Below are 23,121 nucleotides of genomic sequence, written 5' to 3' on the forward strand. Positions count from 1 at the left end.
GCGGGCTCAGTAGCGCGACGTCTCGTAGTCGTCGTCGCCCAGCAGATCCAGGGGCTCCCGTCGGGCGTCCTCCTGCGCGCGGAGCCATCGCCGGTGGGCGTGGTCCACCCGGTGACGGCGGGATCCTGCCGTGATGAGCAGCAGGAAGATCGCCAGCCCGGCAGCGAAGGCCACGTCCGCGGCGAACGGCTGACCGAGCACCCGCTCGACGGCGATCCACAGCAGACCCCATGATGTCGCTGCGGCAACCGCGATGCGTCCCCGGTCCGTCGAGCAGATGATGGCGGCCGTGATCAGGATCGCGGCGATGCCGACGATCGCCCAGGTGCTGCCCTTCCAACCGAAGAGCTCGACGCCTTCAGCGGCGAGGAGGGCGGCTCCGTTGGCTGCCGCAGCCACGAGCACCCAGCCGAGATAGAGGCCGATCGGGGTATCGACGAGCACGCCCTCGAGCCGGGACTCGTTGGGATGGTCGTTGAGGGTGCGGACGGCCGCCAGAAGGACGAGGAAGAGGAGCAGGATGACCACCAGGCTCATGGTCAGGCGGTCGGCCTGGGCGGTCAGGATCCAGGCCAGGTTCAGGAGCATCGAGGCAGCGACCGCCCAGCCCAGACGCCGCTGGCGTTCGCTCTCGCGCTGGGACGGGAGCCACTGGAACACCGTGAACGCCACGAGGCCGGCATAGATGACGCTCCAGATCGCGAACGCGGACGACGACGGTGCGAGCAGGGTCGCGTCCGGAGCGAAGACACCGCCGGCGGCATCGCGGATGGATGGCCCACCGAATGCACCCACACCCGCCGCCGACCCGACGATGCACGCCACAGCACACACCGTGACGACGGTCTGCCGCACGACGTCGGGGTTCCATGACCCGACGTGCGTTCCGACACGGTGAACCGTGGCGCGGCTGCCGCTGCTGAGGGCGCTGCCGGTCGTGCCCGCCGCGGTCCTCGCTCTGGCGGCTGCACGGCGGAGGCGCTCGGCAGCGTCGCTGGTTTCGGTACTGGTTTCGGTACTGGTTCCGCCGGTGGCTCCGGCGCTGGTCCCGCCACCATCGGCGCCCACCGCCGTCCGCGCTACAGCTGCGGTCTGTGGCGGACGCTGTTCGTGATCGTCTGCGGTCTCTGCGGTCTGGGCAGCCCGGGGCTGTGCGGCCTTCAGCCGTTCGAGGGCGCTCGCGGTGCCGGCTGGATCCTCTGCCGCTGAAGCCGGCACTGTGATCGACGGTGGCCTGACCGGCTTGTCAGGAAGCCTCGGTCCCGGGTTCTTCGGGGTGCTCATGCGCTTTCTTGGCCTTCCGGTGTTTCTTCAGGGCGAGGATTGCCGCCGTGATGGCTCCCACCAGAGTACCGACCACCATTCCGAGCAGGGCACTGACCCCCGCCGGGAGGCCGGTGGAAGCACCGGCGACGAAGCCGAGTCCAACCAGCCACGCGGTCCACAGGACTCCGCCTGCCGCTGCTGCGAGCATGAACGGGCGAAGGGGCAGTTCCGCTATTCCTGCGGCAGCAACGCTCGCGGTCCGGCCGCCTGGGAGGAAACGGACGGCGACGACGGCCGCGTAGGTGGGCGACGAGCCGGCCTTCTCGATGGCACTGCGCAGCCCTCGGTGGATGGAGCGGCCCCACCGGAAGCGGTCGAGGAAGTGCGTGAGACGACGTCGGAACAGCAGGAACAGGGCGACGTCGCCGATCCAGCTACCGGCGAAGGCGGTGAGGACCGCAAGAGGAAGCAGGAGCACGCCGTGGGCGGCCATCGTGCCGGAGCCGATCACGAAGAGTTCCGAGGGCACCACGGGCAGCACGACGTCGATGATGATGACGGCGAGCATGGCCAGGAGGTAAAGCGGTGCCGGGATGTCCGTGCCGAGCAGGTCCACGCTGCAAATCTACCGTCCATGCCCGGCCGGAAACGGCTCCGGGTAACCCGGATCGGGTTCAGGCAAACTCTTTCAGGGTGAGGCCCGAGGTGAAACACCGGTCCGAGCCGTCCACCGGATCGGTGAAGGAGATGCTGTGCGCGAGGAGTTGCAGTGGCCTCGCGTAGTCGTCCGGCGCCTGCGGATGCAGGATCGGGTAGAACGGATCGTTGATGATGCCGAGCCCGAGTGACGCCATGTGCAGCCGGAGTTGGTGTGTCTTGCCCGTGTGCGGCTGCAGGCGGTAGAGCCCACGGTCGTCACGCTGGTCCAGCAGGCTGACGGTGGTGTGGGTGTTTGCCGGGCCCTCCACCTCCTGCGCGAGGAGGTAGGTTCGCGACTTCACGATCCTGCTGCGCACGTCCAGGGGTGCTGCGTCGAGTTCGAGGTCGGGCCGCACAGGTGCCACCGCACGGTATTCCTTGCGGATCCGCCGGTTCTCGAAGAGGAGCTGGTACGCGCCCCGGGTCTCCGGATCCACCGAGAACATCAGGATGCCGGCCGTCATGCGGTCCAGCCGATGCATGGGGATGAGGTCAGGAAGGTCGAGTTCCACCCTGAGACGCACGAGCGCGGACTCCGCGACATACATGCCGCCCGGGGTGGTGGGGAGGAAGTGCGGCTTGTCGACGACCAGCAGGTGGTCGTCCTGATGGAGGATGTCCAGTTCGACCGGCAGGCGCGTCTCCACCGGCAGCTCGCGGTAGTACCAGACGAAGGTGTGCTCGCCCAGCGGTGTGGACCGCGACAGCACCTCACCACCCAGTGCCACCACCTCGCCGCGGTCGAAGCGCTCGCCGATCCCTTCGGGGTCCACGTGGTCGAACCGGTCGAGGATGTACTCGAGCGCGGTGTTCCAGGGGCCTTCGGCGGGCAGCCGGAGCCGCGTGGCATTCACCCCGTTGCGGACGGGCAGGGGCGACTTCATCGCCATCAGTGCACCACCCGTGCGTTTCGGTCCATCACGTCAGGGTAGCGCCGCTCCTGCCGGCGCCTGCAATCGCGGCTGGCAGTGCGGGCAGTAGTAGAGCTCGCGCAGCTCGGTCTCCTTGTCGCCGAGTTGCTCGAGGGCGACGGGAGTACCGCAGCGCAGGCATCCCCGCCGGTAGCGCCCGTACACCCAGAGGTTGTTCCCGCGGAGCTGCCCCGTGGTGGCCCGGGTACTTCGCGCCTTGTTCGCTTCGAGCAACTTCTTCGACAGTTCGACGATGCGGGGCAGGTTCACGACGTCGCCGACCGGGGTGAGCGGATGGACCCCCGCGAGGAAGCACAGCTCGCACCGGTACACGTTGCCGATGCCGGCGAGGTTCCGTTGATCGAGCAAAGCGAGCCCGATGGGTCGGTCCGGCTGATCGAGCAGCCTGCGCAGCGCCTCGTCCGCATCCCAGTCGGGACCGAGGAGGTCCGGCCCGAGATACCCGACCGCCTCGTCCTCCTCGGCGCGCGGGATCACACGGAGGAAGCCCAGCTCGAACCCCACGACGACGGCGTCCTCGGTCTCGAGGATGCACCGCGCCTTGAAAGCCGGCCTGCGCCACTTCTCCCCGTGCGCATAGACGTGCCAGAGGCCCTCCATCTTGAGGTGCGAGTGGATGTCCCAGCCGTCCTCTCCGCCGCCGCGGATGAGCAGGTGCTTGCCGCGGGACACGGTCTCCTGCACGGTGTCGCCGGTGAAGTCGACGGTCGCGAAGCGAGGGACGCGGATGTCGCACCGCGTCAGCACTTTTCCCGCGAGGGCGCGGTGCAGCTCGCGGGCTGCCCGCCAGACGGTATCGCCCTCAGGCACGGATCCTCAGTCCCCTCGGTGTCGTGTAGAAGCCGGCGTCGGCGAGGGCCCGGCCGATGTCCGTGTCGAGGATCTCCCCGCCGTTGACCTTCTCGAGCGCCATCTTGTCCGTCGCGCCCCGGCGGATGATCGACACCAGGGCGAGGGAGGCCGCTCGCAGCACCCCTGGGTCTTCGGTGAACGCCAGCAGCGTCTTGCCGCCCCGCTCCACGTACAGGGCGAGGGCGCCGTCCACCAGTACGACGAGGGCGCCGGCCTTCCGCCCTGCACGGTGCCCGCCCTCCGCCTGCGGCCAGCTGAGCGCGGCGCCGTAGGGGTTGGCCGGATCGGTCGCGGCCAGTGCGACGGCCTGCAGGGGTGGAGCCTCGCTCCCGAGCACGTCCTGCGCGGTGGGCAGCTGGTTGTCCGCGCTGAAGGAGCGCAGGCGGTCCACTGTCGCGGGGACGGCGAACTGGGCGGCGCCGAGGTGCTCGATGAAGTAGCCGCGTCTGCAGCGGCCCATCTCCTCGAGCCGGGCAAGCACCTTGTACATGAGACCGAAACCGCCGGGAATGCCCTCGTTGCCGACCGCGCCTCGGGTCACGACGCCGTAGCGGTCGAGCAGGAGCTCCGCCGTGGCGTGGGCGTGCAGGGTGGTCTCCGCCTCCACCTGCGGCAGCATGTTCCAGCGACCGGCGGCCAGCGGCGGGGTGGCGCGCTGGTACCCGCCGCCGCCGTCGTCCGCTGCCACACTCAGCCGCATCGATGCGCCGGTCAGGGACTTGCCCGGAGCCCGGCCCAGCCGACCTGCGCGCGACGTCCTGGCCCTCGCCGGTACCGGCCGCTGCTTGTGCGCGGTCTTGCCGTTGGCGAGGAGCGAGCGCACGGGCGTGAAGGTGTCGTTGCTGATCCTGCCCGCCCAGACGAGATCCCACAGCGCGGACACGACGGCGGTGTCCGACGCTACTTCCTGTACGTCCAGCAGATTGGTGAGCTGCCGGAGGAAGTATCCGCCGCCGCCGGCGAGCAGCTCGAGCAACGCGGTATGCAGTGCCGACGGCTCGAACGCCGGGTCGGGCCGCAGTGTCAGTGGTGCGTTCTCGGCGAGGTGGAGGGCGATCCAGCCGTCATTGCCTGCGAGTGACCCGGCGCCGGACCACAGGACCTCACCCGTCGCGGTGAGCTCGTCCAGCATGGCGGGGGTGTAGTTGGCGACGCGCTGGGCGAGGATCAGCGGCTCCCATGCCGACGCCGGGATCGGGACCCCGGAGAGCTGGTCGATCACGGTGATGACGCCGTCGAGCCCGCGTAGCCCCGAGCCGATGTGCTGCCATGCGGGAAGGAAGCGACCATAGGCCGCCGGGTCGACGGGTTCGACCTCCTGGCGGAGGGCGGCGAGTGAACGACGGCGCAGTCGGCGGAGCACCTCGACGTCGCACCACTCGCTGGACGCCGGCGCATGCACCGTGATGGTGCCAGGAGCAGCGCCGGAGTCCGCCGAGATGTCCAGGACGGGTACCGACTCGGCGGGCCGGAATTCACCCTCCACGACACGGCCGGCCCCGGCCAGGCGCTGCAGGGACCCAGCGACGACGGCGACGCCGAGCCCGAGGTGAGATGCCGCCTCCGCGGCGGTGAAGGGACCGTGCGTGCGGGCATAGCGTCCGATGAGGTCGCCTAGCGGATCGGCAACCGGCTCGATGAAGGCCAGCGGGATGCCCATGGGCAGGGGCACGCCGAGGGCATCCCGGAGCCGGGCGGCATCCTCGACGGCGGATACGCGCTCGACGCCGGCGATGTTCACGGTCAGCGCGCGGTTCGCCTTGACCAGCGCCGCCACGTGCTGCCGGACGATATCCGCGGACGCCCTCGCGGCCGGGGAGACGGCAGGAACTGCGGCACCCACATCCGGAGGGGATGGGGCAGCGAAGGGTTCGACGTCCGACACTGTCCGCTCTTCTGCCGCCGGTGTCGCCTCCACCGGGGCCTCGAGCCGCTGGGTGAGCTCCTCGACCGTCAGGGGACCGAGGAGCCTCAGCAGGTCGGCGACGCCCTCGAGCCCGCGGGCGAGGCGATCCGGCTTCAGGCGCTGCAGCTCCAGTTCGGTGTCCGCGATGACCCGGGCGTCCAGCAGTTCCCGCAGTTCCGCACGCCCGAGCAGCTCGTTGAGCAGAGTCGGGTCCAGGGACAGGGCGGCAGCCCGGCGCTCGGCCAGCGGGGAGTCGCCCTCGTAGAGGAAGGACGCGACGTAGCCGAACAGCATGGACCGTGCGAAGGGGGACGGCTGTTGCGTCGTGACCTCGACGATGCGTAGTTCCCTGCGCTCGAGGGACGCGGCGAGGTCCTTCAGGGCGGGCAGGTCGTAGACGTCCTGGAGGCACTCGCGCACCGTCTCGAGGACGATCGGGAAGGTCGGATACTTCTTGGCGACGTCGAGCAGTTGCGCCGAGCGCTGCCGCTGCTGCCACAGTGGCGTGCGCTTGCTCGGGTTCTGCCGCGGCAGCAGCAGGGCGCGCGCAGCGCACTCCCGGAAGCGCGAGGCGAAGAGCGCCGATCCGCCGACCTCAGCCGTCACGATGCCGTCGAGCTCCTCGGCGTCGAACAGGAAGAGATCCGCCCCGGGTGGTTCGTCGTCCATGAGCGGAACCCGCAGCACGATGCCGTCGTCGGAGGCCATCGCCGAGCCGTCCATACCGTACCGCTGCTCGAGCCGCGCGCCGACGGCGAGGGCCCAGGGCGCATGGACGGGCATGCCGAAAGGACTGTGCAGGACGACGCGCCAGTCACCGAGTTCGTCGTGGAACCGCTCGACGACGAGCGTCCGGTCGTTGGGGACCACCTCGGTGGCCTCGCGCTGCTCGGTCAGGTAGGTGATGAGGTTGTTGGAGGCGAAGGCGTCGAGCCCGATCCTGCCGCAGCGCTCCTGTGCCTTGTCGGGCGTGGCCCCCGACATCTCCCGCACGAATGCGCCGAGGGCCCTGCCGAGTTCGACGGGCCTGCCGAGCGAGTCGCCCTTCCAGAACGGCAGCTTGCCGGGCTGTCCGAAAGCGGGGGAGACCAGCACGCGGTCGTGCGTGATCTCCTCGATGCGCCAGCTCGTTGCACCGAGGGCGAAGACATCTCCGACGCGCGACTCGTACACCATCTCCTCGTCGAGTTCACCCACGCGGCGTCCGCCGGCCCGCGGCCCCTCGCCCTCGGACCCGACGAGGAATACCCCGAAGAGCCCGCGGTCCGGGATGGTGCCGCCGGAGGTCACTGCCAGTCGTTGCGCGCCCGGCCGGCCGGTGATGGTCCCCTCGACCCGGTCCCAGATGATGCGCGGCCGCAGTTCGGCGAACTCGTCCGACGGGTAGCGGCCCGCGAGGAGGTCGAGGGTCGCGTCGAACGCTGACCGCGGCAGGGTGGCGAACGGGGCAGAGGTGCGGACGACGTCGAACCATTCCTCGACGTCGATGGTGCCGAGCGCTGCGGCCGCGACGGTCTGCTGCGCGAGGATGTCGAGCGGATTCGTGGGGATGTAGAGGGGCTCGATCTGCCCTGCCAGCATGCGCTCCACCGTGACGGTGGTGTTGACGAGGTCTCCCCGGTGCTTCGGGAAGAGGACGCCCTGCGACACCTCGCCCACCTGGTGTCCGGCACGGCCCACGCGCTGCAGGCCGCTGGCGACGGAGTGCGGGGACTCGACCTGGACCACGAGATCCACCGCACCCATGTCGATGCCGAGCTCCAGCGAGCTCGTGGCGACGACGCATCGCAGCCTCCCGGACTTGAGGTCGTCCTCGATGAGGGCTCGCTGGTCCTTGGACACGGAACCGTGGTGGGCACGCGCGAGGAGCGGTTCCGCACCGCTGCTCTGGCCGGCCTGCGCCATCATCTGGGCAGGCGTCGCTGTCGAGTGGGCGAACGACGGCGCAGGGGATGCAAGTGCGGGTTCGACGGCGGTAGCGCCTCCCGCGGCCCATACAGCGTCGCGTTCGAGCCGCTCGGCGTGGATCTCGTTGAGGCGGGCGGTCAGGCGTTCTGCGAGCCGCCGCGAATTGGCGAACACGATCGTCGAGCGGTTGAGCTCGATGAGGTCGACGATCTTCTCCTCGACGTGCGGCCAGATGCTCGCCTGCGGGACGGCGTCGCCGTCGTCGTCCGTGTTCGCTGCCGCACCGCCGAGGTCCGTCATGTCCTCCACGGGAACCGTGACCGTGAGGTCCCACTGCTTCTTCGACGGAGGGGCGACGATCTCGACCGGCGCGTTGCCCGAGAGGAAACGTGCCACGGTCTCCTTGGGTTCGACCGTGGCGGAGAGGCCGATCCGCTGCACGGGCTTGTCGAGCAGGGCATCGAGGCGCGCCAATGAGACTGCGAGGTGCGCCCCCCGCTTGGTACCGGCGACGGCGTGGACTTCGTCGATGATGACGGTGTCCACCTCCATCAGCGTCTCCCGCGCCTTCGAGGTGAGCATGAGGAACAACGACTCGGGCGTGGTGATCAGGATGTCGGGCGGCCGGGTGAGCATGGCGCGCCGCTCGGCCTGGGGCGTGTCACCCGAGCGGACACCCACGGTGATGCTCGGCGCGGGCAGACCGAGGCGCTTCGCGGTCTGGGTGATGCCGATCAGGGGCGCGCGCAGGTTCCGCTCGACATCGACGCCGAGTGCCTTGAGCGGCGAGATGTACAGCACGCGTGTGCTGCGTCTCGCCTTCTTCGCAGCAGGCTTGCGCCCGTCCGACCGTGCCGGGGATCCGACCTCGTCCGCATCACCGCTGCCCTCGCCCGACGCGATCAGCCGGTCCAGGGCCCACAGGAAGGCAGCGAGCGTCTTGCCGGACCCGGTGGGTGCGACGACGAGAGCGTTCGAGCCCGCGGAGATCGCCGACCACGCGCCCTCCTGGGCAGGAGTGGGCTCGGAGAAAGCACCCGCGAACCACTCATGGGTTGCGGGTGTGAACCTCGTCAGCACCTGCGTCATCCCTTCATCATGCCCCAGCCCACCGACACTCGACGGAGTGCCGCCGCACCGTGCTGTTGCCATGGGTGGAGGGCGATCGGGGAGTAGGTTGCGTAGGAGGGCCGCACAGTGTGGCCGGCGGAGGGCGATGCCATGGCACTGGAGCGGAAGCAGGGCAGGCCGTGACATCCCGCGGGCATGTGTCCAACAACTGGTTGCCGGTAGCCGGCGTCGGGGCGCTCTTCCTCGGGGGCGCCGTGGCGGCAGTCGTGTTCGACGGCGACACCGGCCGTATTGCCGTCTACTTCGTGGTGAGCACCCTGGTGCTCATCGTCCTGACTGCGCCGTGGCTCGTACGCCATCCTCCGGCCATCAACGCGAACGCCGGCTCGTATCTCGTCCTTGCCGTCGTCGTCGAGCTGGGGGCTCTGCTCGGCGGGGCCGTGGAGGCCTTCCGCGGACTCGGTGCCTGGGTCGTACTAGGGATCGGACTCGGCGTGTACGGATACCTCGAGCGCGGCCGTGTGATGGTCACCGCTGGGGTGGTGGCTGCCCTTCTGGGAGTCGTCTCGATCGCCTCGGCGCTGCCGTGGCTGACGCTGGCGCTCGCGCTCGCCACCGCCGCACTGATTCTCTTCGCGGCCTGGCGGCTACGGCTGCTCGGTCTGGGCCCGGCACGCCCGCACGCCGATGGGCACCGGGGTAGCGGAGGCTAGGCGGCGGGCTGCAGCGTGCCGACGGTCATCAGGACGATGGACGTCGCCGAGCAGGCCGGGATCTCCTGTGGCAGGACCAGCGAATCGGTCGCGCCCGGCGGGTAGACCCGGAGACCGGCGGCGGGAGTGAGCCCGCAGTCCTCGCCGTAGTTCTGCGCGTTGGTCTGCTGCAGGGTCGCCGTGGCGGACGTGCCCGGAGCCAGTGACACACGCGACGACGCCGATCCGTCGCGGTCCGCCCCAGCGCCGATCTGGGTGCCGGCTGCGTCCACGAAGGACACCCCGGGGTAGCCCTCGACGGCGCACTCCTGGTCGGAAGTGTTCGTGAGCACCAGCGTGCGGTAGACACTGCCCGCCGCGCCGCCGCCGGGCTGGTCCTCCACCGATCCGGCCAGCTGGGCGGCCGTGCACGGAGCACCGGCCGCAGGTGCCGGAGAGGAGGAACCGGGGGAGGGCGACGGCGTCGTACCCGCGGTGGGGCCGGCGGAAACGGTTGGCGACGGTGACGGTGACGGCGTGGCGGAACTGCTCGGCTCCGCGGAGGACGTCGGCGCTTCGCTCGTGGTGCCGGCCGACGGCGACACGGACCGTCCGCCGTCCGGCTCGGACGCCGTGCTGCAGCCACTCATCGCGACGAGGGCTCCGGCGGCCGCAGCGGCCGCGATCCAACGCTTGCTCCCCAGCAGTTCAGTCATGAGTTCACCCTACGTCCGGGGGCCACCGCGTCCAGTGCATGTCGGGTGCTCACGGCACGGCGTGCTGCGATTGTTACCTCTGCCGTCGCCTCTGCGGGCACCTCTGCCGTCACCCCGCCCGACCGGCCTCACTCGTGGTGGTACGAGCGCCCGCCGGCAATCTCCTGGGCACGATAGACCTGTTCGGCGAGGATGAGCCGCACGAGCTGGTGCGGGAAGACCAGCGGAGACAGGGACCAGACGAGATCCGCCCGATCATGCACCTGCTGGTCGACGCCGTAGGCGCCTCCGATGATGACCGTGATGCTCCGGGAAGCCTCGAGCGGCCGCAGCAGCGTCCTGGAGAGCGTCGGCGAGTCGATGGCCTTGCCGCGCTCGTCGAGCAGTATGACGAAATCGTTGGAGAGCTTGACGAGCAGGCGCTCGGATTCCTCCTTCCGCGCGGCGTCGTGCTCGCGCGCCGAGTGGGGGATGAGCTGCCACGAGAGGTCGAACGGCTTCTTCAGCCGCTTCACGTACCGGTCGATCCCCTCAGCCACCCAGGCCTCGTGCTTGCGGCCGACAGCGAGTACCCGGATTGACATGTGCTCAGGCTATCGCGGGTCGGACAGCGCTCCCGGTGACGGGCACCGGGGGCCCGCCGCGTACGGCTAGCGGTCACTCCGGCCCAGTGCAAGGACCGGAGAAGTGAACGTCCGGCCAACGCTAGGCAAAGAACAAGCGCTTGCACAAGCAATCCACGCGCGGAACTTTTCCTGACCGGAGGGCGGGTGGCTCAGTACGCTGGCTGAATTCTGGCAGGACCACTAACTGACGAAGGGGGCGGCAATGTCGACCATCACCGGCGGAATCGACGCGACGAACACAGCGGGCAGCGAGGCACGCTCCCGACGACGAACAGTCGGTGTGGTCCTCGCCGGTGGCGTGGGCACCCGCATGGGACTCGAGATACCCAAACAGTTCGTGCCGGTCGCAGGGCGGACGAGCCTCGAGCACACGGTCGACGTCTTCCAGCAGTGCCCCTTCATCGACGAGATCATCGTGATGATGGACCCCGGCTCCATGAGCCGGGCGGAGAAGCTCGTCACCCGGGAGCGCTTCCCGAAGCTCACCGGTCTCCTGCCCGGCGGACGCGACCGCAACGAGACGTCCTACCTGGCGCTGCGCGAGATCGCGACACCCGGCGCCAAGGTGGTCTTCCACGACGCCGTCCGCCCGCTGGTCGATCCCGCCATCATCCGGGCGTGCGTCGATGCCCTGGACACCTATGACGCCGTGGACACCGGGATCCCCTCCGCCGACACCATCATCGAGGTGGACGAGCACGACATCATCCGCGCAGTGCCGCCACGTGCCTCACTGCGCCGCGGACAGACCCCGCAGGCCTTCCGGTGGGACACCCTGATGGAGGCCTACGGGCATGCCCGGACCGACGCAGGCTTCGCCGCAACGGACGACTGCTCCGTCGTGCTGAAGTACTGCCCTGACGTCCCGATCATCGTCGTCCCGGGCCACGAGGCCAACATCAAGATCACGCACCCGATCGACATCCACCTGGCCGACAAGCTGTTCCAGCTCAAGCATCAGCACGTGGATCCCGTGCCCTTCCCGGCAGGCTCGCTGCGGGACGCCGTCGTCGTCGTGTTCGGTGGCAGCTCGGGGATCGGCAGCGCGCTCGGGCGCCAGCTGCAGGACGAGGGCGCACACGTCGTGTGCCACAGCAGGACCGGCAGCGGCACCTTCGTGGAGGACCGCACCTCGGTCTCCCGCGCGCTCGCCGATGCCGCCGCGCAGTACGGCCGTATCGACCACGTGGTGCTCACGGCGGGTGTCCTCACGATCGGTGACCTGGTGGACCTCTCCGACGAACAGCTCCAGCACGACGTCGGCGTGAACCTCATGGCCGCGTTCGTCGTCGCCCAGGAGGCGCACTCCTATCTCGCGGACTCGCACGGCTCACTGTTGCTGTTCTCCTCCAGCTCCTACACGCGCGGCCGCGCCAAGTACACCGTGTACTCGGCGACCAAGGCGGCACTCGTCAACCTGACGCAGGCGCTCGCGGACGAGTGGAGCTGCGACTCGATCCGCGTCAACTGCATCAGCCCCAGCCGTACCGCGACCCCGATGCGCGAGAAGGCGTTCGGCCACGAGGACGAGCAGACGCTCGTCCAGGCCGCCGACGTCGCCAGCGTCAGCGCTCAGGTCCTCGCGTCCGACATCACCGGGCAGGTCTTCGACGTCCGGCTGCCCCAGGTGGATCCGCTACCGACCCAGCTCGAAAGTGTCCGGTGAGGGCGGCCGCCCTGACAGCCGATGCACATCGGCTGGTGATCACCGGCGCCCGGATCCCCTCCGGAGACGCCCTGTCCGTCCTCTTGGCAGGTCGACGCATCTGGACGGTCCGGGCTCCGGAACCTGACGACGCCGGCGTGCTGGCCATCGACTGGCCGCCCGCGCTCGCGGAGCGGCTGGCCGGAAGGGCGCGGCTCGCCGTCGAGCACGCGGGCGTCGAGGTCGCGGCGGACACCGTCGCCATCGACGACGACGGCACGGAGTTCGACCTCAGCGAGCCCGGCACGGGCATCCCGCAGGTCGTCAACAAATGGGGGCGGATCGCACGGTCCTTCGAGGGCCGCGACGCTGCGCTCATCGAGCAGGTCCTCGACGAGGCGGAGCACCTGATCCAGGTGCTGCGCCGGACCCTCGGCGTCGAGCTGTTCGTCACGGGCGGCACGCTGCTCGGGCCCGTGCGCAACGGGCGGATCATGGCGCACGACGACGACGCCGACCTCGCGTACCTGAGCGAGCACACGAACCCCTCCGACGTCGTGCTGGAGAGCTTCCGCATCGAGCGGACCCTCGCCGCGCAGGGCTACGAGGTGGTGCGGCACTCGAGCGGTCACCTGCAGCTCATGTTCCCCGGCGGCACGGTGACAGACCGTTTCTACCTCGACATCTTCACCTACTTCGAATGCGACGGCTGGTTCTACGGAACGTTCCACGCGCGCGAGCGAGCCGACGCTGTGACCATCCAGCCGCTCAAGCCGCTGCCCGTCAACGGACGCCTGCTGCCCGGACCGGCGGAGCCCGCACAACTGCTCGCGGCCATCTACGGGCCGTCCTGGGAGGTACCGGATCCCACGTTCACGTTCGTGACGCCGCCGGCCGCTTTCCGCCGGTACTACTGGTGGCTCAACCACTTCGACGTGGACCGCGAGAACTGGGAGGACCACCACCGCGCGGAGATCGAAGGCGGCCCTGCCCTGGCGCCGTCGGATCTCGTGAGAACCACGGCCGAGCACCTTCCGCCGTCGTCGACCGTGCTCGATCTCGGGTGCGGCCTCGGCGCCGACGCCCGTTACCTCGCCGACCGCGGGCACCGCGTCCTCGCCGTCGACTACAGCCGGCCTGCGCTCGCCTGGGCGCAGGACAACCTCGCGCAGGGCGACGGTGCAGTCCACTTCGAGCGCGCCAACCTGACCATGGCACGGCACGCGCTGCACCTGAGGAAGCGGTGCGCGCAGCTCGACGGGACGGTCCACGTCCACGCGAACCACCTGTTCAACGCGCTCAGCCCTCTCGGCTGGGATACCACGCTGATGCTCATCAAGCACCTGCTGGCCGCCCCCGGCAGTCGGGCGTTCCTCGAGGTCGGCGTGGCCGGCGCGGAGGGATCCGCGAGCTGGACCGAGTACCAGCCGGTCGACTGGACGCGGTTCAGGGAGCAGTTGCGGAGGTACTCGCTGAGTGCCGAGGAGCAGGACGACGACGGGGCAGGCGCGGCGACAGGCCGGCGCGTGCTCGTGAGGAGGGAGAAGGCATGACAGAGACAACGGCACGGGACATGGCACGGAATCTTGCGCGGGACATGGCGGTACGGTTCGGCGGCTCCGGCGGCTCCGGCGGCTCCGGCGGCTCCGACGGCATCGCGGAGCAGCTTCAGGCGCTTCGCGAGGAAGTGGAGCAGCTGCGGGCGGAGGTGGTCCGTCTCGATGCGGACCTCGACGAATCGAGGCGCCTCAACCTGAGGGCCGCTGAGCTGCTCGATGTCGTCTACGAGGAACTGGGCGCACGCGGCGCACGACGGGAGGAGGCGCAGTGACCCGCTACGACGAGGGACCTCCGCTGGAGATCATCGGCGGCTTCGAGAGCACCTTCATGCCCGCACACAACCGCGACATCTTCGAGACGACGGAGCACGACGTCCGGTGGCGCGACGACCTCGCCCTGCTCGCGAAGTCCGGCATCACCAGGCTGCGCTACCCGATCCGGTGGCACCGCATCGAGGAGACGGAGGGCAGCTACGACTGGTCCTCCACGGACGAGGTGATGGGCTACCTGAGGGAGCACGGTTTCCGGCCGATCGTGGACCTCGTCCACCACACGAGCTACCCGGCGTGGCTCACCCACGGTTTCGCGGACGACCGCTTCGGCCCCGCGTACCTGCGCTACGCCGAGGCGTTCGCCCGCCGCTACCCCTGGATCGAGGAGTACACGCTCTTCAACGAGCCGTTCTCCACGCTGTTCCTCTGCGGGCACGAGGCCATCTGGCCGCCCTACCACTCCGGTCTGCAGGGGTTTCTGGACCTCATCATGAACGTGATGCCGGCCGTCGCCCAGGCGAGCCACCTGTACCGTGAGCTGCTGCCCGGCGCGCGCCACGTCTGGGTCGACACCTGCGAATTCCACACCGGCTCCGACGAGTCGGGCCAGCGGTACGCGGACATGGCCAACGATCGGCGCTTCCTCGTCATCGACGCGTTCCTCGGCAGGGGGTATGACGTCGACAGCCAGCTCGGCCGCGACCTCGCTCCGGCGGGCGGCGAGCGCCTGCTGTCCCTCCCCACGGGCAGTATCGACGTGCTCGGCCTCGACTACTACGCCCATTGCCAGTGGAACTTCTCGGAGGAGGGAGGAGCCGCGCCCACGCCCACCCCGCTGCCCCTGGCCGACCAGATCCAGCAGTACTGGGAGCGCTACGGGCTGCCGTGCATGCTCACGGAGACGAACGTCCGCGGCCATACCTCGGACCGCGCCACGTGGCTCAAGTATGTCCTCGAGCAGTGCGAGGAGGCACAGGCGCGCGGCATCGTCATGGACGGCGTGTGCTGGTTCCCGGTCATCGACTCCACGGACTGGAACTCGCTGCTCTTCCGCTGCGAGGGCCACGTGGACCCGGTGGGCGTGTACTTCCTCGACGAGTCGCTCGAGCGACGTTCCTCGGTCATGTCGACGTCGTATGCGCTCGCCGCCGGAGGGGCCCGCTCGACCGACCTGCCCGCGTACTTCTTCGCCGAACCGGCAGCCACCTGGCTGCAGGGCTATCGACCCCAGACGGCCCACTGGGACTGGCAACAGCCCCCCGGAACCGACATCGGTTCACGTCTTCCCCGTACAACTACGAAAATGGAATTGAGGATCGTCGATGCAAAGTGAACTCATTGTTTTGTCGCACCTGCGGTGGGATTGGGTCTGGCAGCGACCTCAACAGCTCGTGTCGCGCCTGAACAAGACGCCGGGTCGGAAGACCTGGTTCGTGGAGGAACCGCTCACGCCGCAGGGCGTCGAGGTGACCGAGAACCGCCTGGGCACCGTGGACGTGGACGGCCTGACCCGCGTCTTCCTCGAGATCCCGGAGCAGGGCAGGCATGTCGGCTTCTTCGACGAGGTCATGCCCGACTACGTCGAGCAACTGCCCAAGCTCATCGGTCCGCCGACCGGCGACAGGGTGGTGTGGATCTACACCCCGCTGGCCCTCGAAGCGGCCCTCGCGCTGGAACCCACCACCCTCGTGTTCGACGTGATGGACGACCTGGCGGCCTTCAAGAACGCAGCTCCGGAGCTCATCGTCCGGCAACGCCAGGCGTTGCGGAAGGCCGACGTCGTCTTCGCCGGCGGCCGCTCCCTGCACCGGTCCGTGGTGAAGCAGGGGCGCGAGGATGCGCACCTCGTACCCAGTGGGGTGTCGGTCGAGCACTATGCTGCGGCCGCACGGGATGCCAGCCCGGACCGCAGCAAGCCGGTTGCGGGCTACGTCGGCGTGCTCGACGAACGGCTGGACCTCGACCTGATCGCGGGCCTGGCCGAACGCCTGCCCGAGTGGGAGATCCGCATGGTCGGTCCCATCTGCAAGATCGAGGAGTCGGACCTGCCGCAGGCCCCGAACATCACGTACCTGGGCCAGCAGGCCTACGAGGACCTGCCCGGTCACATGGCGCAGTTCGACGTCGCCCTGATGCCGTTCGCGATCAACGAGGCCACCAGATCGATCAGCCCCACCAAGACACTGGAGTACCTGGCGTCGGCGCTGCCGGTGGTCTCCACGCGGGTGGCCGACGTGGTCGCGGACTTCCCCGGCGTGGTGGACCTGCAGGACGACGCAGCAGGGTTCGCCGCCGCGTGCGAGGCACTGCGGGGCAGGGCCGGCAAGGCGCCGTCGTCCGAGTTGCGCCGGTTGCTGAAGCGCCACGACTGGAACAGGGTCGCGGAACTGATGGACAAGCTGGTCTTCGACCAGGAGCGGTCGACGCCGGAGCGCGCCACGGCCGGGGCGACCGCCTAGCAGCCATGCCGACGACCAGCAGGCGGGAGGATGCATCCCTATCCCGGGAGCACCCTCCCGCCGACCACCTCCTCCTCCACTTCAGCGACACGCACTTCGTCTCCGACGGGCTGCTCTACGACGGCGTCGATGGACGCGTTCGGCTGGCGCAGCTCCTGGCGGAGGTCGGGAAGTCCGGCGTCCGCCCGGACGCGCTGGTGTTCACGGGCGACCTCACCGACACGGGGGATCCCGAGGCCTACGCCGCGCTGCGCGACGTCGTCGAGCCCTTCGCGGAGCAGCTGGACGCGCCGGTGATCTGGCTCATGGGCAACCATGACAAGCGACCCGCCCTGCGCGCGGCGCTGCTCGGTGAGCCGCCGGAGGAGACACCGCTGCACCGCAGTTACCGGCTCGGCGGCCTGCGCGTGATCACGCTCGACACATCCGTACCCGGGCACCACCACGGCGAGCTCGACGACGCACAGCTGGCCTGGCTCGAGGTCGAGTTGTCACGTCCCGCGCCCGAGGGCACCATCCTCGCGCTGCACCACCCGCCCATCCCGATGGTGCAGGACCTCGCCGTACTCACGGAGCTCCGCAGGCAGGATCGGCTCGCAGAGATCGTTGCGGGCAAGGACGTCCGGCTGATCCTGGCCGGGCACGTGCACTTCCCGTCGTCGTCGCTGTTCGCAGGCATCCCCGTCTCGGTGGCGTCCTCGACGTGCTACACCCAGGACCTCAACGTGCCGGTGGGTGGCATCCGGGGGAGGGACGGCGCGCAGGGCTTCAACCTCGTGCACGTCTACCCGCACACGATCGTCACTTCCGTTGCAACGCTCGGGTCCTTCGCGACCGTCGGGGAGTACGTGGCGCCTGAGGAGGCACGACGACGGCTGGCGGGTGCGGGTCTCGCCTCGGGTGACAGGACGCGGCGCTGATCACACCGCCCGACTCCTTCGTGGTCCGCTTTATGGGGTGATCGTCCGGTGGGTGGCCGGAGTCGGCGGGGGATGAGCTCGCACCACGGGTCCCTCGACGCAGCCCACAGGAGGGGCTCCTGCTGTTCAACCCAGGTCTACCGGCCATTCGCGCACGAGAAAGATTCCGGGCTCCTGACGGCGGAAAGGTGAGGGCATGACTCCCACCACTCGCGACGGCGTCTCCCGCCGCGCCATCGTCAAGGGCTCGGTCCTGGCCGCGGCTCTGGCCTCCGTTCCCGCCGCCGCAACCGCAGCACCCGCCCGGTTCCCCGCCGGGGTGGCGCTGGTTCGCAACCGCCTGACACTGCCCAGCGGCATCGCCACCGGCGACGTCACCTCGAACTCGGCCGTGCTGTGGTCCCGCTCGTCAGGCGCCGGCCAGATGACGGCGATCCTTCGCGCGATCGACGACGGCGGCGAGATCCTTCGCGGCCTAGGTGCTTTCGAGCGCACCCTTCGCGGCCCTCGCGCCACCCAGGCATCCGACTTCACGGCCAAGATCCACGCGGACAAGCTGCCGTCGAACACGCGCTTCGCGCTGGAGATCAGCTTCGAGGACGACGGCGGCGGTGTCGGCGAGACGGTGCAGGGATCGTTCCGCACAGCCCCCGACGCGGGAACGTACAACGGCAAGGGCCGCGCCGGTGGGAAGGGCAAGGGAAGCGAAGCACCAACGTCGTCCGCGCAGAGCTTCGTCTGGACCGGCGACACGGCGGGCCAGGGCTGGGGCATCAACGAGGAGATCGGCGGGATGCGCGGCTACCAGGCCATGCACCAGACGCGCCCCGACTTCTTCATCCACTCGGGTGACACCGTGTACGCGGACGGCCCTTTGGCCGACACCGTGGTGGAACAGGACGGGCAGGTCTGGAAGAACCTCGTCACGGAGGAGGTGTCCAAGGTCGCTGAGACCCTGAGGGAATTCCGAGGTCGGCACCGGTACAACTCGATGGACGCCAACATGCGTGCCATGTTCGCCGACGTCCCCGTGATCGCCAACTGGGATGACCACGAGACCACCAACAACTGGTACCCCGGTGAGATCCTGGACGATCCCCGCTACACGGTCCGCGATGTCAACACACTGGCGGCGCGGGGGCGGCAGGCATGGCAGGAGAACATGCCCATCACGGACAGCGCAGCGCTGTGGCGGCCAGGGAGGCTCGACGACGCCGGTCAGTACCAGCCGGCGCGCATCTACCGGAAGATCAGCCGCGGCCCGCAGCTGGACGTCTTCTGTCTCGACATGCGCACCTTCAAGTCCCCCAACACCGACGGCAAGGAACCCTACGCCACCACCATTCTCGGGCAGGAGCAGGTGGACTGGCTCATTCGCGAGGTGACCAGGTCCAAGGCGACCTGGAAGGTGATCGCCGCTGACCTACCGCTGGGCATCATCGTGCCCGACGGCGCGGTGAACCAGGAGAGCCTCGCCAACCGGGATCCCGGCGCTCCCTTGGGCAAGGAACTGGAGATCGCCGGGGTGCTGAGCGCATTCAAGCGGAACCGGGTGAAGAACGTGGTCTGGCTGACCGCCGACGTGCACTACTGCGCCGCGCACCATTACTCCCCGGAGCGAGCCGGGTTCAAGGATTTCGACCCGTTCTGGGAATTCGTTGCAGGGCCAATTGCCGCGGGTTCGTTCGGCCCCAACGCAATGGACGGCACGTTCGGCCCCGAGGTGGTGTTCTCCAAGGCCGGACGCTTCCCGGGAGAATCACCGCGCAACGGCGAGAATCAGTTCTTCGGCCACGTCCAGCTCGAGGACGACACTTTCACCGTGAGCCTGCGTGACGCGAACGGTACGACGGTGTTCTCCAAGGTGCTCACGCCGGCACGGTAGCGCTGCCGGTATAGCGGCGTGCCGCAGCGTGGCCGTGCTCCGTCGTGTCGGATCGCGGCCCGGAATGCGGGCATGCCCGCGGACTCTCCGCCGTCGGCGACGCGCTTGCCCTGGCCATCGAACACATCGGCGCGGGTCACTGGCTTGCTCGGCGATGAAGCCTCGCACGTGGGCCGCACCCACCCCGCCTGCGGCGCCGAGCCGCTCTGGGTCTGTTGCACGAGCCCACCCTGGCCGTTTCGGGCCAGCTGCATGATTCGACTATAGTCGATGTATCTTTAAAGCATCGAATAAGATCGAAGTAAGGAGTCGCCCCTTGGCCGCCTACATCAGCATTGACATGACCCCGACCGACCCTGAAGCAATCGCTCATTACGAGCAGAACGTCGGTCCGATCCTGGCTCAGTACGGGGGGCAGGTAATCGCCCGGGATGAGACGCCGATCCTGGCCGAGGGGAACCGGAAGCCTGCCTTGGCAGTCATCATCCGGTTCGACAGTAAGGACGCATTCCGTGCGTTCTATGACTCCTCCGAGTACAAGCCATGGCGTGAGTTCCGGATGGCCCACGCGCAGGAAAGCGCCATCGTGATCGAGGGCCTGGACGCAGCCTAGTAGGAGGAGGCTTCATACACTCCCGATCCACTGAGCGCGCTGTGTGCGCGCTCAGTGGGAGGAGTCTCCTTCCGAGTGTCATCCGAGGGGCTTCTTTTCGTGGCTCCGCGCCTAACGTGCGGCCAGGACCCGATCCCGAGATGCTCCCACTTCGTTCCTCAAGGCGGTCAGATCGACGTCGACGAGCGCGCGGTCCCACTTTCGAGCCTGACCGGCGACGAAGACCGCTTCGACATTGCGAGGATCGGCCCCGAGGACGATCGTGCCCACGGCATCATTGAGCGGCATGTTGTTGACGTCCTCAGCGGCGATGATCAGCAGATCAGCCTGTTTCCCCGGTATCAGGGAACCGGTGACGTGTCCGAGCCCGTTGCTGTTCGCGCCCTGAACCGTGGCGAAGTCGAGGACGTCGCGGGCTGTGATGCGTTGTGGTGATTCGCCGGTCCCATAGGCGGTGTTGACCGCGAGCATCCGCTGGATCGAGAGCAGGGTACGCATCTGGGTGAACATGTCGCTTGCGAGGGCGACTTCCACATCGATGCTCAGGCCCGGGCGGATGCCGGCCTTCAGTGCTTCGTCGACGGCAGGGATAGCTGTTTCGAGCCCGATCTGGGCGTCGGAGGAGGGCGCGAGGGCGACGGTCGTCCCGGCATTGCCCATGGCCGCCCATGCCTGATCGGTAAGGCCCGTGCAGTGGATGAGAGTCATGCGTTCGTTCAGGATGCCGACCCGTTGCCAGTCGAGGATGGCCTGCGATGAGGTCGGCCCGAAGACCGCATCGATGCTGACCCATAGATCCAGGTCGCGGGCGACGGCGGCGAGGTCTTGCCCGTATGCCAGGGCTGGACCTGCGACTTCGTCTGTCGCCAGTGTTGCCAGGCGAAGTGTGAGCAGCTGATCCGCCGACGTGAAGTGCCGGTCCTTGAGTCGCTTCAGGTCGGCCGGCCACTGCTCGTTCCAGTCGCCGAAGTGTGGCCGCATGGAGGCGTGTATTCCTCGGATTCCAGTGTCGGTCAGGGCCTGGATGGCAGCGTCGGAGTGATCGGCTGTTCGGGAGTTATGGGAGAAATCAAGCATGCACGTGATGCCGCTGTCGAGTGCGGTGAGGGCGGCCAACTTCGTCCCGGTGTACATGTCAGCTGGTTGGTACAGGGGCGCGATGCCGCTCAGCGTGCTCATCACGTACTCGCCGAGGTCATTGACGTCGGGCATGATGCGCCGTAGCTGTGCTTCCCAGGCATGGCGATGGGTGTCGACGAAGCCAGGGCTGACAATTGCGTCTGTGGTGTCGATGATGATCGCGTTGTCGGCTGCCCCGTGGGCTCGAAGGTCCGCGCCGACGTCGATGATCTTGGTTCCCTCGATGAGGACGTCGCCCTGCTGGAAATCGCCGATGACAGGGTCCATGGTGACGACGGCCCCGCCGGTGAGAAGCACGCGACGCAGCGGGTCGGTAGCGGTGGCCGCGAGTGTTTCGCCGAGGGCGGCTCGTGGGTCGGTTGTCATGATGACTCTCCTTCTACTCAGTCATATCGGTCGTGTGCCGTGGTAGCCGGGTATGGGTGGATCGGCAGGAGAAGTTCGGTTCAGCTGTCAGCGTCGGCGCATGATGTATCCGGCGTGATGGAGGGTGCTGTCGACGAACTCGCCGTACGCCCAGAATCCGAGGTCGTCGAGGTAGTCGATCCGGTTCCCGTTGATCCAGTACTGGCCCTGGAAGGCATGTTCCCGGCCTCCGCGTGTTTCGTCATAGCGACCTGCTGGCAGTAGATGCTGGTGCAGGAAGTCGTCCTCACTGACCCAGGTGCCCTGCAGGTCAGGGGCGGCAGGCACAGGTGCTGTGGAGAGGTGGCCCGCTGAAGGCGCCCCGTTGGAGGGCAGGTTGTTGGAGGGCAGGTTGCCGTGGCCGAGATCCCGGCCGTTCCAGGTACGCACTTCACCGCCCAATACGATCGCGGCCGCGGTGGATGGATCTTCGAGGATCGACTGGTAGGCCCGAGGACCAGACTCCTCGACGAGGATGAAATCTGCGGGTCGACCCGGGATGAGGGTTCCGGTGTTGTCGGTTCGAGAGGAACGAACGCCCGATGTGGAAAGGACGTCTATGACGGCCGGGATGATCGTCAGACCGGTGCAGTCGATGACGAGCATGTCGTCGTCGCCTGCGGCGGTGATAAGCCCCGGGCCGATGCCGACGATGGTGGGGCCGCCGAGGAGGATGTCTCCCTGGGCGATGGTGCCGATCAGCGGATCGCGGGTATGGATCGTGGCGTTATGGAACAGCAATGGCTGCCTGTGGTGCGGCTCCTGGGCTTGTATGGCCGCGAGGACGGCGGAGTTCAAAGGCCTGTCTTTGGATTCCGGGGTGGGCACTGTGTCAGCGGGTCGTGAGTTGCTCATGGCAGGTCCTTCCTGTGGGTTGGTGCGGCAGCGGGCGAGCCGGGGTGAGAGTGCGGGCTCATCACGCGTCGAGTGCCGCAGGGTCTGCTTCTTGGATTCTCTGCGAGTGGAGTTCAGGACCGGAGGCTTTCCCTGTAGAGCACGAGATGCTCGTGATAGAGCACGCCGTCCCGGATGTCTCCGGTGGCGCTGAACCCGGTGTCGTCCCGGTACTCGAGGTGTGAGCCCGTCACCGTGTAGCTGCCGGTATAGGCGCTTCGCCGCGCGCCGCGGGCTTCGTCGTACCTGCCGTTGGGTAGGAGTTCCTGGCGGATATAGCCGTCGGCTGTTACCCACATCCCCACCACGTCGAGGTCTTCGGCTTGCTGTTTCGTCGTCATGATGTTCCTCCCGTAACTGTGCCGTCGTGTCACGGATGTACCCGAGGCGTGACCCAACCCTCACGGGGTTGCAGCTTCCGGGCTATCCGGACGGCTACCGTGCCGTCAGCTTCGACAGTAAGAAAGAAGTGGGCGTACAGCGTGGGTGTACTGCACCCATGCTCCGGAGGGGAGGGCGTCGCCACTCCTGGCCGATCTCCGACGGGCACGGAACCTGCTCTGATCCGCCCCTCGCCAGAAAGGCGGTACGAGAGGATGCTGACGGCGCTCCTTTTCGATACCAGCGCGGAAGACACACACTTGCGGATTCCTCCCGACA

At 68.4% G+C, this 23,121-nt stretch carries 19 protein-coding genes; 9 read left to right on the top strand and 10 right to left on the bottom strand.

Annotated elements, in window-relative coordinates:
• Window positions 1–6: 6 nt before the first annotated feature.
• Genes FDK12_RS15080 through FDK12_RS11780 form a run of 5 tightly spaced genes read right to left on the bottom strand, consistent with a single transcriptional unit; the run spans window position 7 to window position 8,652 of the window.
• Window positions 7–1,284 carry a tryptophan-rich sensory protein gene (locus FDK12_RS15080; protein ID WP_189636335.1) on the bottom strand — a complete coding sequence of 426 codons (1,278 nt, stop codon included), beginning with the start codon at window positions 1,282–1,284 and terminating at the stop codon, window positions 7–9.
• Window positions 1,247–1,882, bottom strand: a complete 636-nt coding sequence (locus tag FDK12_RS11765; protein WP_104117666.1) for a DedA family protein — start codon at window positions 1,880–1,882, stop codon at window positions 1,247–1,249. Before FDK12_RS11765 ends, FDK12_RS15080 begins: the two co-directional genes overlap by 38 nt.
• Before the next feature lie 58 nt (window positions 1,883–1,940).
• Window positions 1,941–2,849 (bottom strand): RluA family pseudouridine synthase, encoded by a 909-nt coding sequence (locus tag FDK12_RS11770; RefSeq protein ID WP_137369740.1) that lies wholly within the window; start codon window positions 2,847–2,849, stop codon window positions 1,941–1,943.
• Between the two features lie 39 nt (window positions 2,850–2,888).
• Window positions 2,889–3,707 (bottom strand): DNA-formamidopyrimidine glycosylase family protein, encoded by an 819-nt coding sequence (locus tag FDK12_RS11775; RefSeq protein WP_137369741.1) that lies wholly within the window; start codon window positions 3,705–3,707, stop codon window positions 2,889–2,891.
• Complete coding sequence (locus FDK12_RS11780; RefSeq protein WP_137369742.1) at window positions 3,700–8,652, bottom strand: DEAD/DEAH box helicase; 4,953 nt, start codon at window positions 8,650–8,652, stop codon at window positions 3,700–3,702. Before FDK12_RS11780 ends, FDK12_RS11775 begins: the two co-directional genes overlap by 8 nt.
• A gap of 161 nt (window positions 8,653–8,813) precedes the next feature.
• Here FDK12_RS11780 and FDK12_RS11785 point away from each other — a divergent pair, with 161 nt between their 5' ends.
• Window positions 8,814–9,347, top strand: coding sequence for a hypothetical protein (locus tag FDK12_RS11785; protein ID WP_137369743.1), 534 nt, complete (start codon window positions 8,814–8,816; stop codon window positions 9,345–9,347).
• On the opposite strand, the gene FDK12_RS11790 is transcribed toward FDK12_RS11785, so the two are convergent.
• Window positions 9,344–10,042, bottom strand: coding sequence for a DUF4232 domain-containing protein (locus FDK12_RS11790; RefSeq protein ID WP_137369744.1), 699 nt, complete (start codon window positions 10,040–10,042; stop codon window positions 9,344–9,346). The genes FDK12_RS11785 and FDK12_RS11790 overlap by 4 nt on opposite strands.
• A 128-nt stretch (window positions 10,043–10,170) precedes the next feature.
• Window positions 10,171–10,626 (bottom strand): 23S rRNA (pseudouridine(1915)-N(3))-methyltransferase RlmH, encoded by a 456-nt coding sequence (locus FDK12_RS11795; RefSeq protein ID WP_137369745.1) that lies wholly within the window; start codon window positions 10,624–10,626, stop codon window positions 10,171–10,173.
• A gap of 244 nt (window positions 10,627–10,870) precedes the next feature.
• On the opposite strand from FDK12_RS11795, the gene FDK12_RS11800 reads away from it, so the two are divergent.
• From FDK12_RS11800 to FDK12_RS11835, 8 genes are all read left to right on the top strand, one after another.
• The gene (locus FDK12_RS11800) at window positions 10,871–12,334 is read left to right on the top strand and encodes a bifunctional cytidylyltransferase/SDR family oxidoreductase (protein WP_137369746.1); all 1,464 of its coding nucleotides are present in this window, start codon (window positions 10,871–10,873) and stop codon (window positions 12,332–12,334) included.
• Window positions 12,331–13,866, top strand: a complete 1,536-nt coding sequence (locus FDK12_RS11805) for a class I SAM-dependent methyltransferase (protein ID WP_137369747.1) — start codon at window positions 12,331–12,333, stop codon at window positions 13,864–13,866. Before FDK12_RS11800 ends, FDK12_RS11805 begins: the two co-directional genes overlap by 4 nt.
• A complete protein-coding gene (locus tag FDK12_RS11810; protein ID WP_137369748.1) occupies window positions 13,863–14,144 on the top strand; it encodes a DUF6752 domain-containing protein in 282 nt (93 codons plus the stop codon). The genes FDK12_RS11805 and FDK12_RS11810 overlap by 4 nt, the downstream gene beginning before the upstream one ends.
• Window positions 14,141–15,478, top strand: a complete 1,338-nt coding sequence (locus FDK12_RS11815) for a family 1 glycosylhydrolase (RefSeq protein ID WP_137369749.1) — start codon at window positions 14,141–14,143, stop codon at window positions 15,476–15,478. Before FDK12_RS11810 ends, FDK12_RS11815 begins: the two co-directional genes overlap by 4 nt.
• The gene (locus FDK12_RS11820; RefSeq protein ID WP_137369750.1) at window positions 15,468–16,604 is read left to right on the top strand and encodes a glycosyltransferase; all 1,137 of its coding nucleotides are present in this window, start codon (window positions 15,468–15,470) and stop codon (window positions 16,602–16,604) included. The genes FDK12_RS11815 and FDK12_RS11820 overlap by 11 nt, the downstream gene beginning before the upstream one ends.
• 5 nt (window positions 16,605–16,609) lie before the next feature.
• Window positions 16,610–17,524 carry a phosphodiesterase gene (locus FDK12_RS11825; protein WP_137369751.1) on the top strand — a complete coding sequence of 305 codons (915 nt, stop codon included), beginning with the start codon at window positions 16,610–16,612 and terminating at the stop codon, window positions 17,522–17,524.
• 196 nt (window positions 17,525–17,720) lie between these two features.
• Entirely contained in the window at window positions 17,721–19,409 is a 1,689-nt protein-coding gene (locus FDK12_RS11830; protein ID WP_137369752.1) for an alkaline phosphatase D family protein, read from the top strand.
• Window positions 19,410–19,725: 316 nt separating this feature from the next.
• On the top strand, window positions 19,726–20,022 hold the full coding sequence (locus tag FDK12_RS11835; RefSeq protein ID WP_137369753.1) for a DUF1330 domain-containing protein: 297 nt from the start codon (window positions 19,726–19,728) through the stop codon (window positions 20,020–20,022).
• A 111-nt stretch (window positions 20,023–20,133) separates the two neighbouring features.
• Here the strand turns inward: FDK12_RS11835 and FDK12_RS11840 are convergent, their stop codons facing one another.
• The 3 genes from FDK12_RS11840 to FDK12_RS11850 form a co-directional block, all read right to left on the bottom strand.
• Window positions 20,134–21,528 (bottom strand): amidohydrolase family protein, encoded by a 1,395-nt coding sequence (locus FDK12_RS11840; RefSeq protein ID WP_137369754.1) that lies wholly within the window; start codon window positions 21,526–21,528, stop codon window positions 20,134–20,136.
• An 87-nt stretch (window positions 21,529–21,615) separates the two neighbouring features.
• Window positions 21,616–22,422, bottom strand: a complete 807-nt coding sequence (locus FDK12_RS11845; protein ID WP_137369755.1) for an Atu4866 domain-containing protein — start codon at window positions 22,420–22,422, stop codon at window positions 21,616–21,618.
• Between the two features lie 113 nt (window positions 22,423–22,535).
• Window positions 22,536–22,802 carry an Atu4866 domain-containing protein gene (locus tag FDK12_RS11850; RefSeq protein WP_137369756.1) on the bottom strand — a complete coding sequence of 89 codons (267 nt, stop codon included), beginning with the start codon at window positions 22,800–22,802 and terminating at the stop codon, window positions 22,536–22,538.
• Between the last annotated feature and the right edge of the window lie 319 nt (window positions 22,803–23,121).

This window comes from Arthrobacter sp. NamB2 (assembly GCF_005281365.1).
Lineage (GTDB): Bacteria > Actinomycetota > Actinomycetes > Actinomycetales > Micrococcaceae > Arthrobacter_D.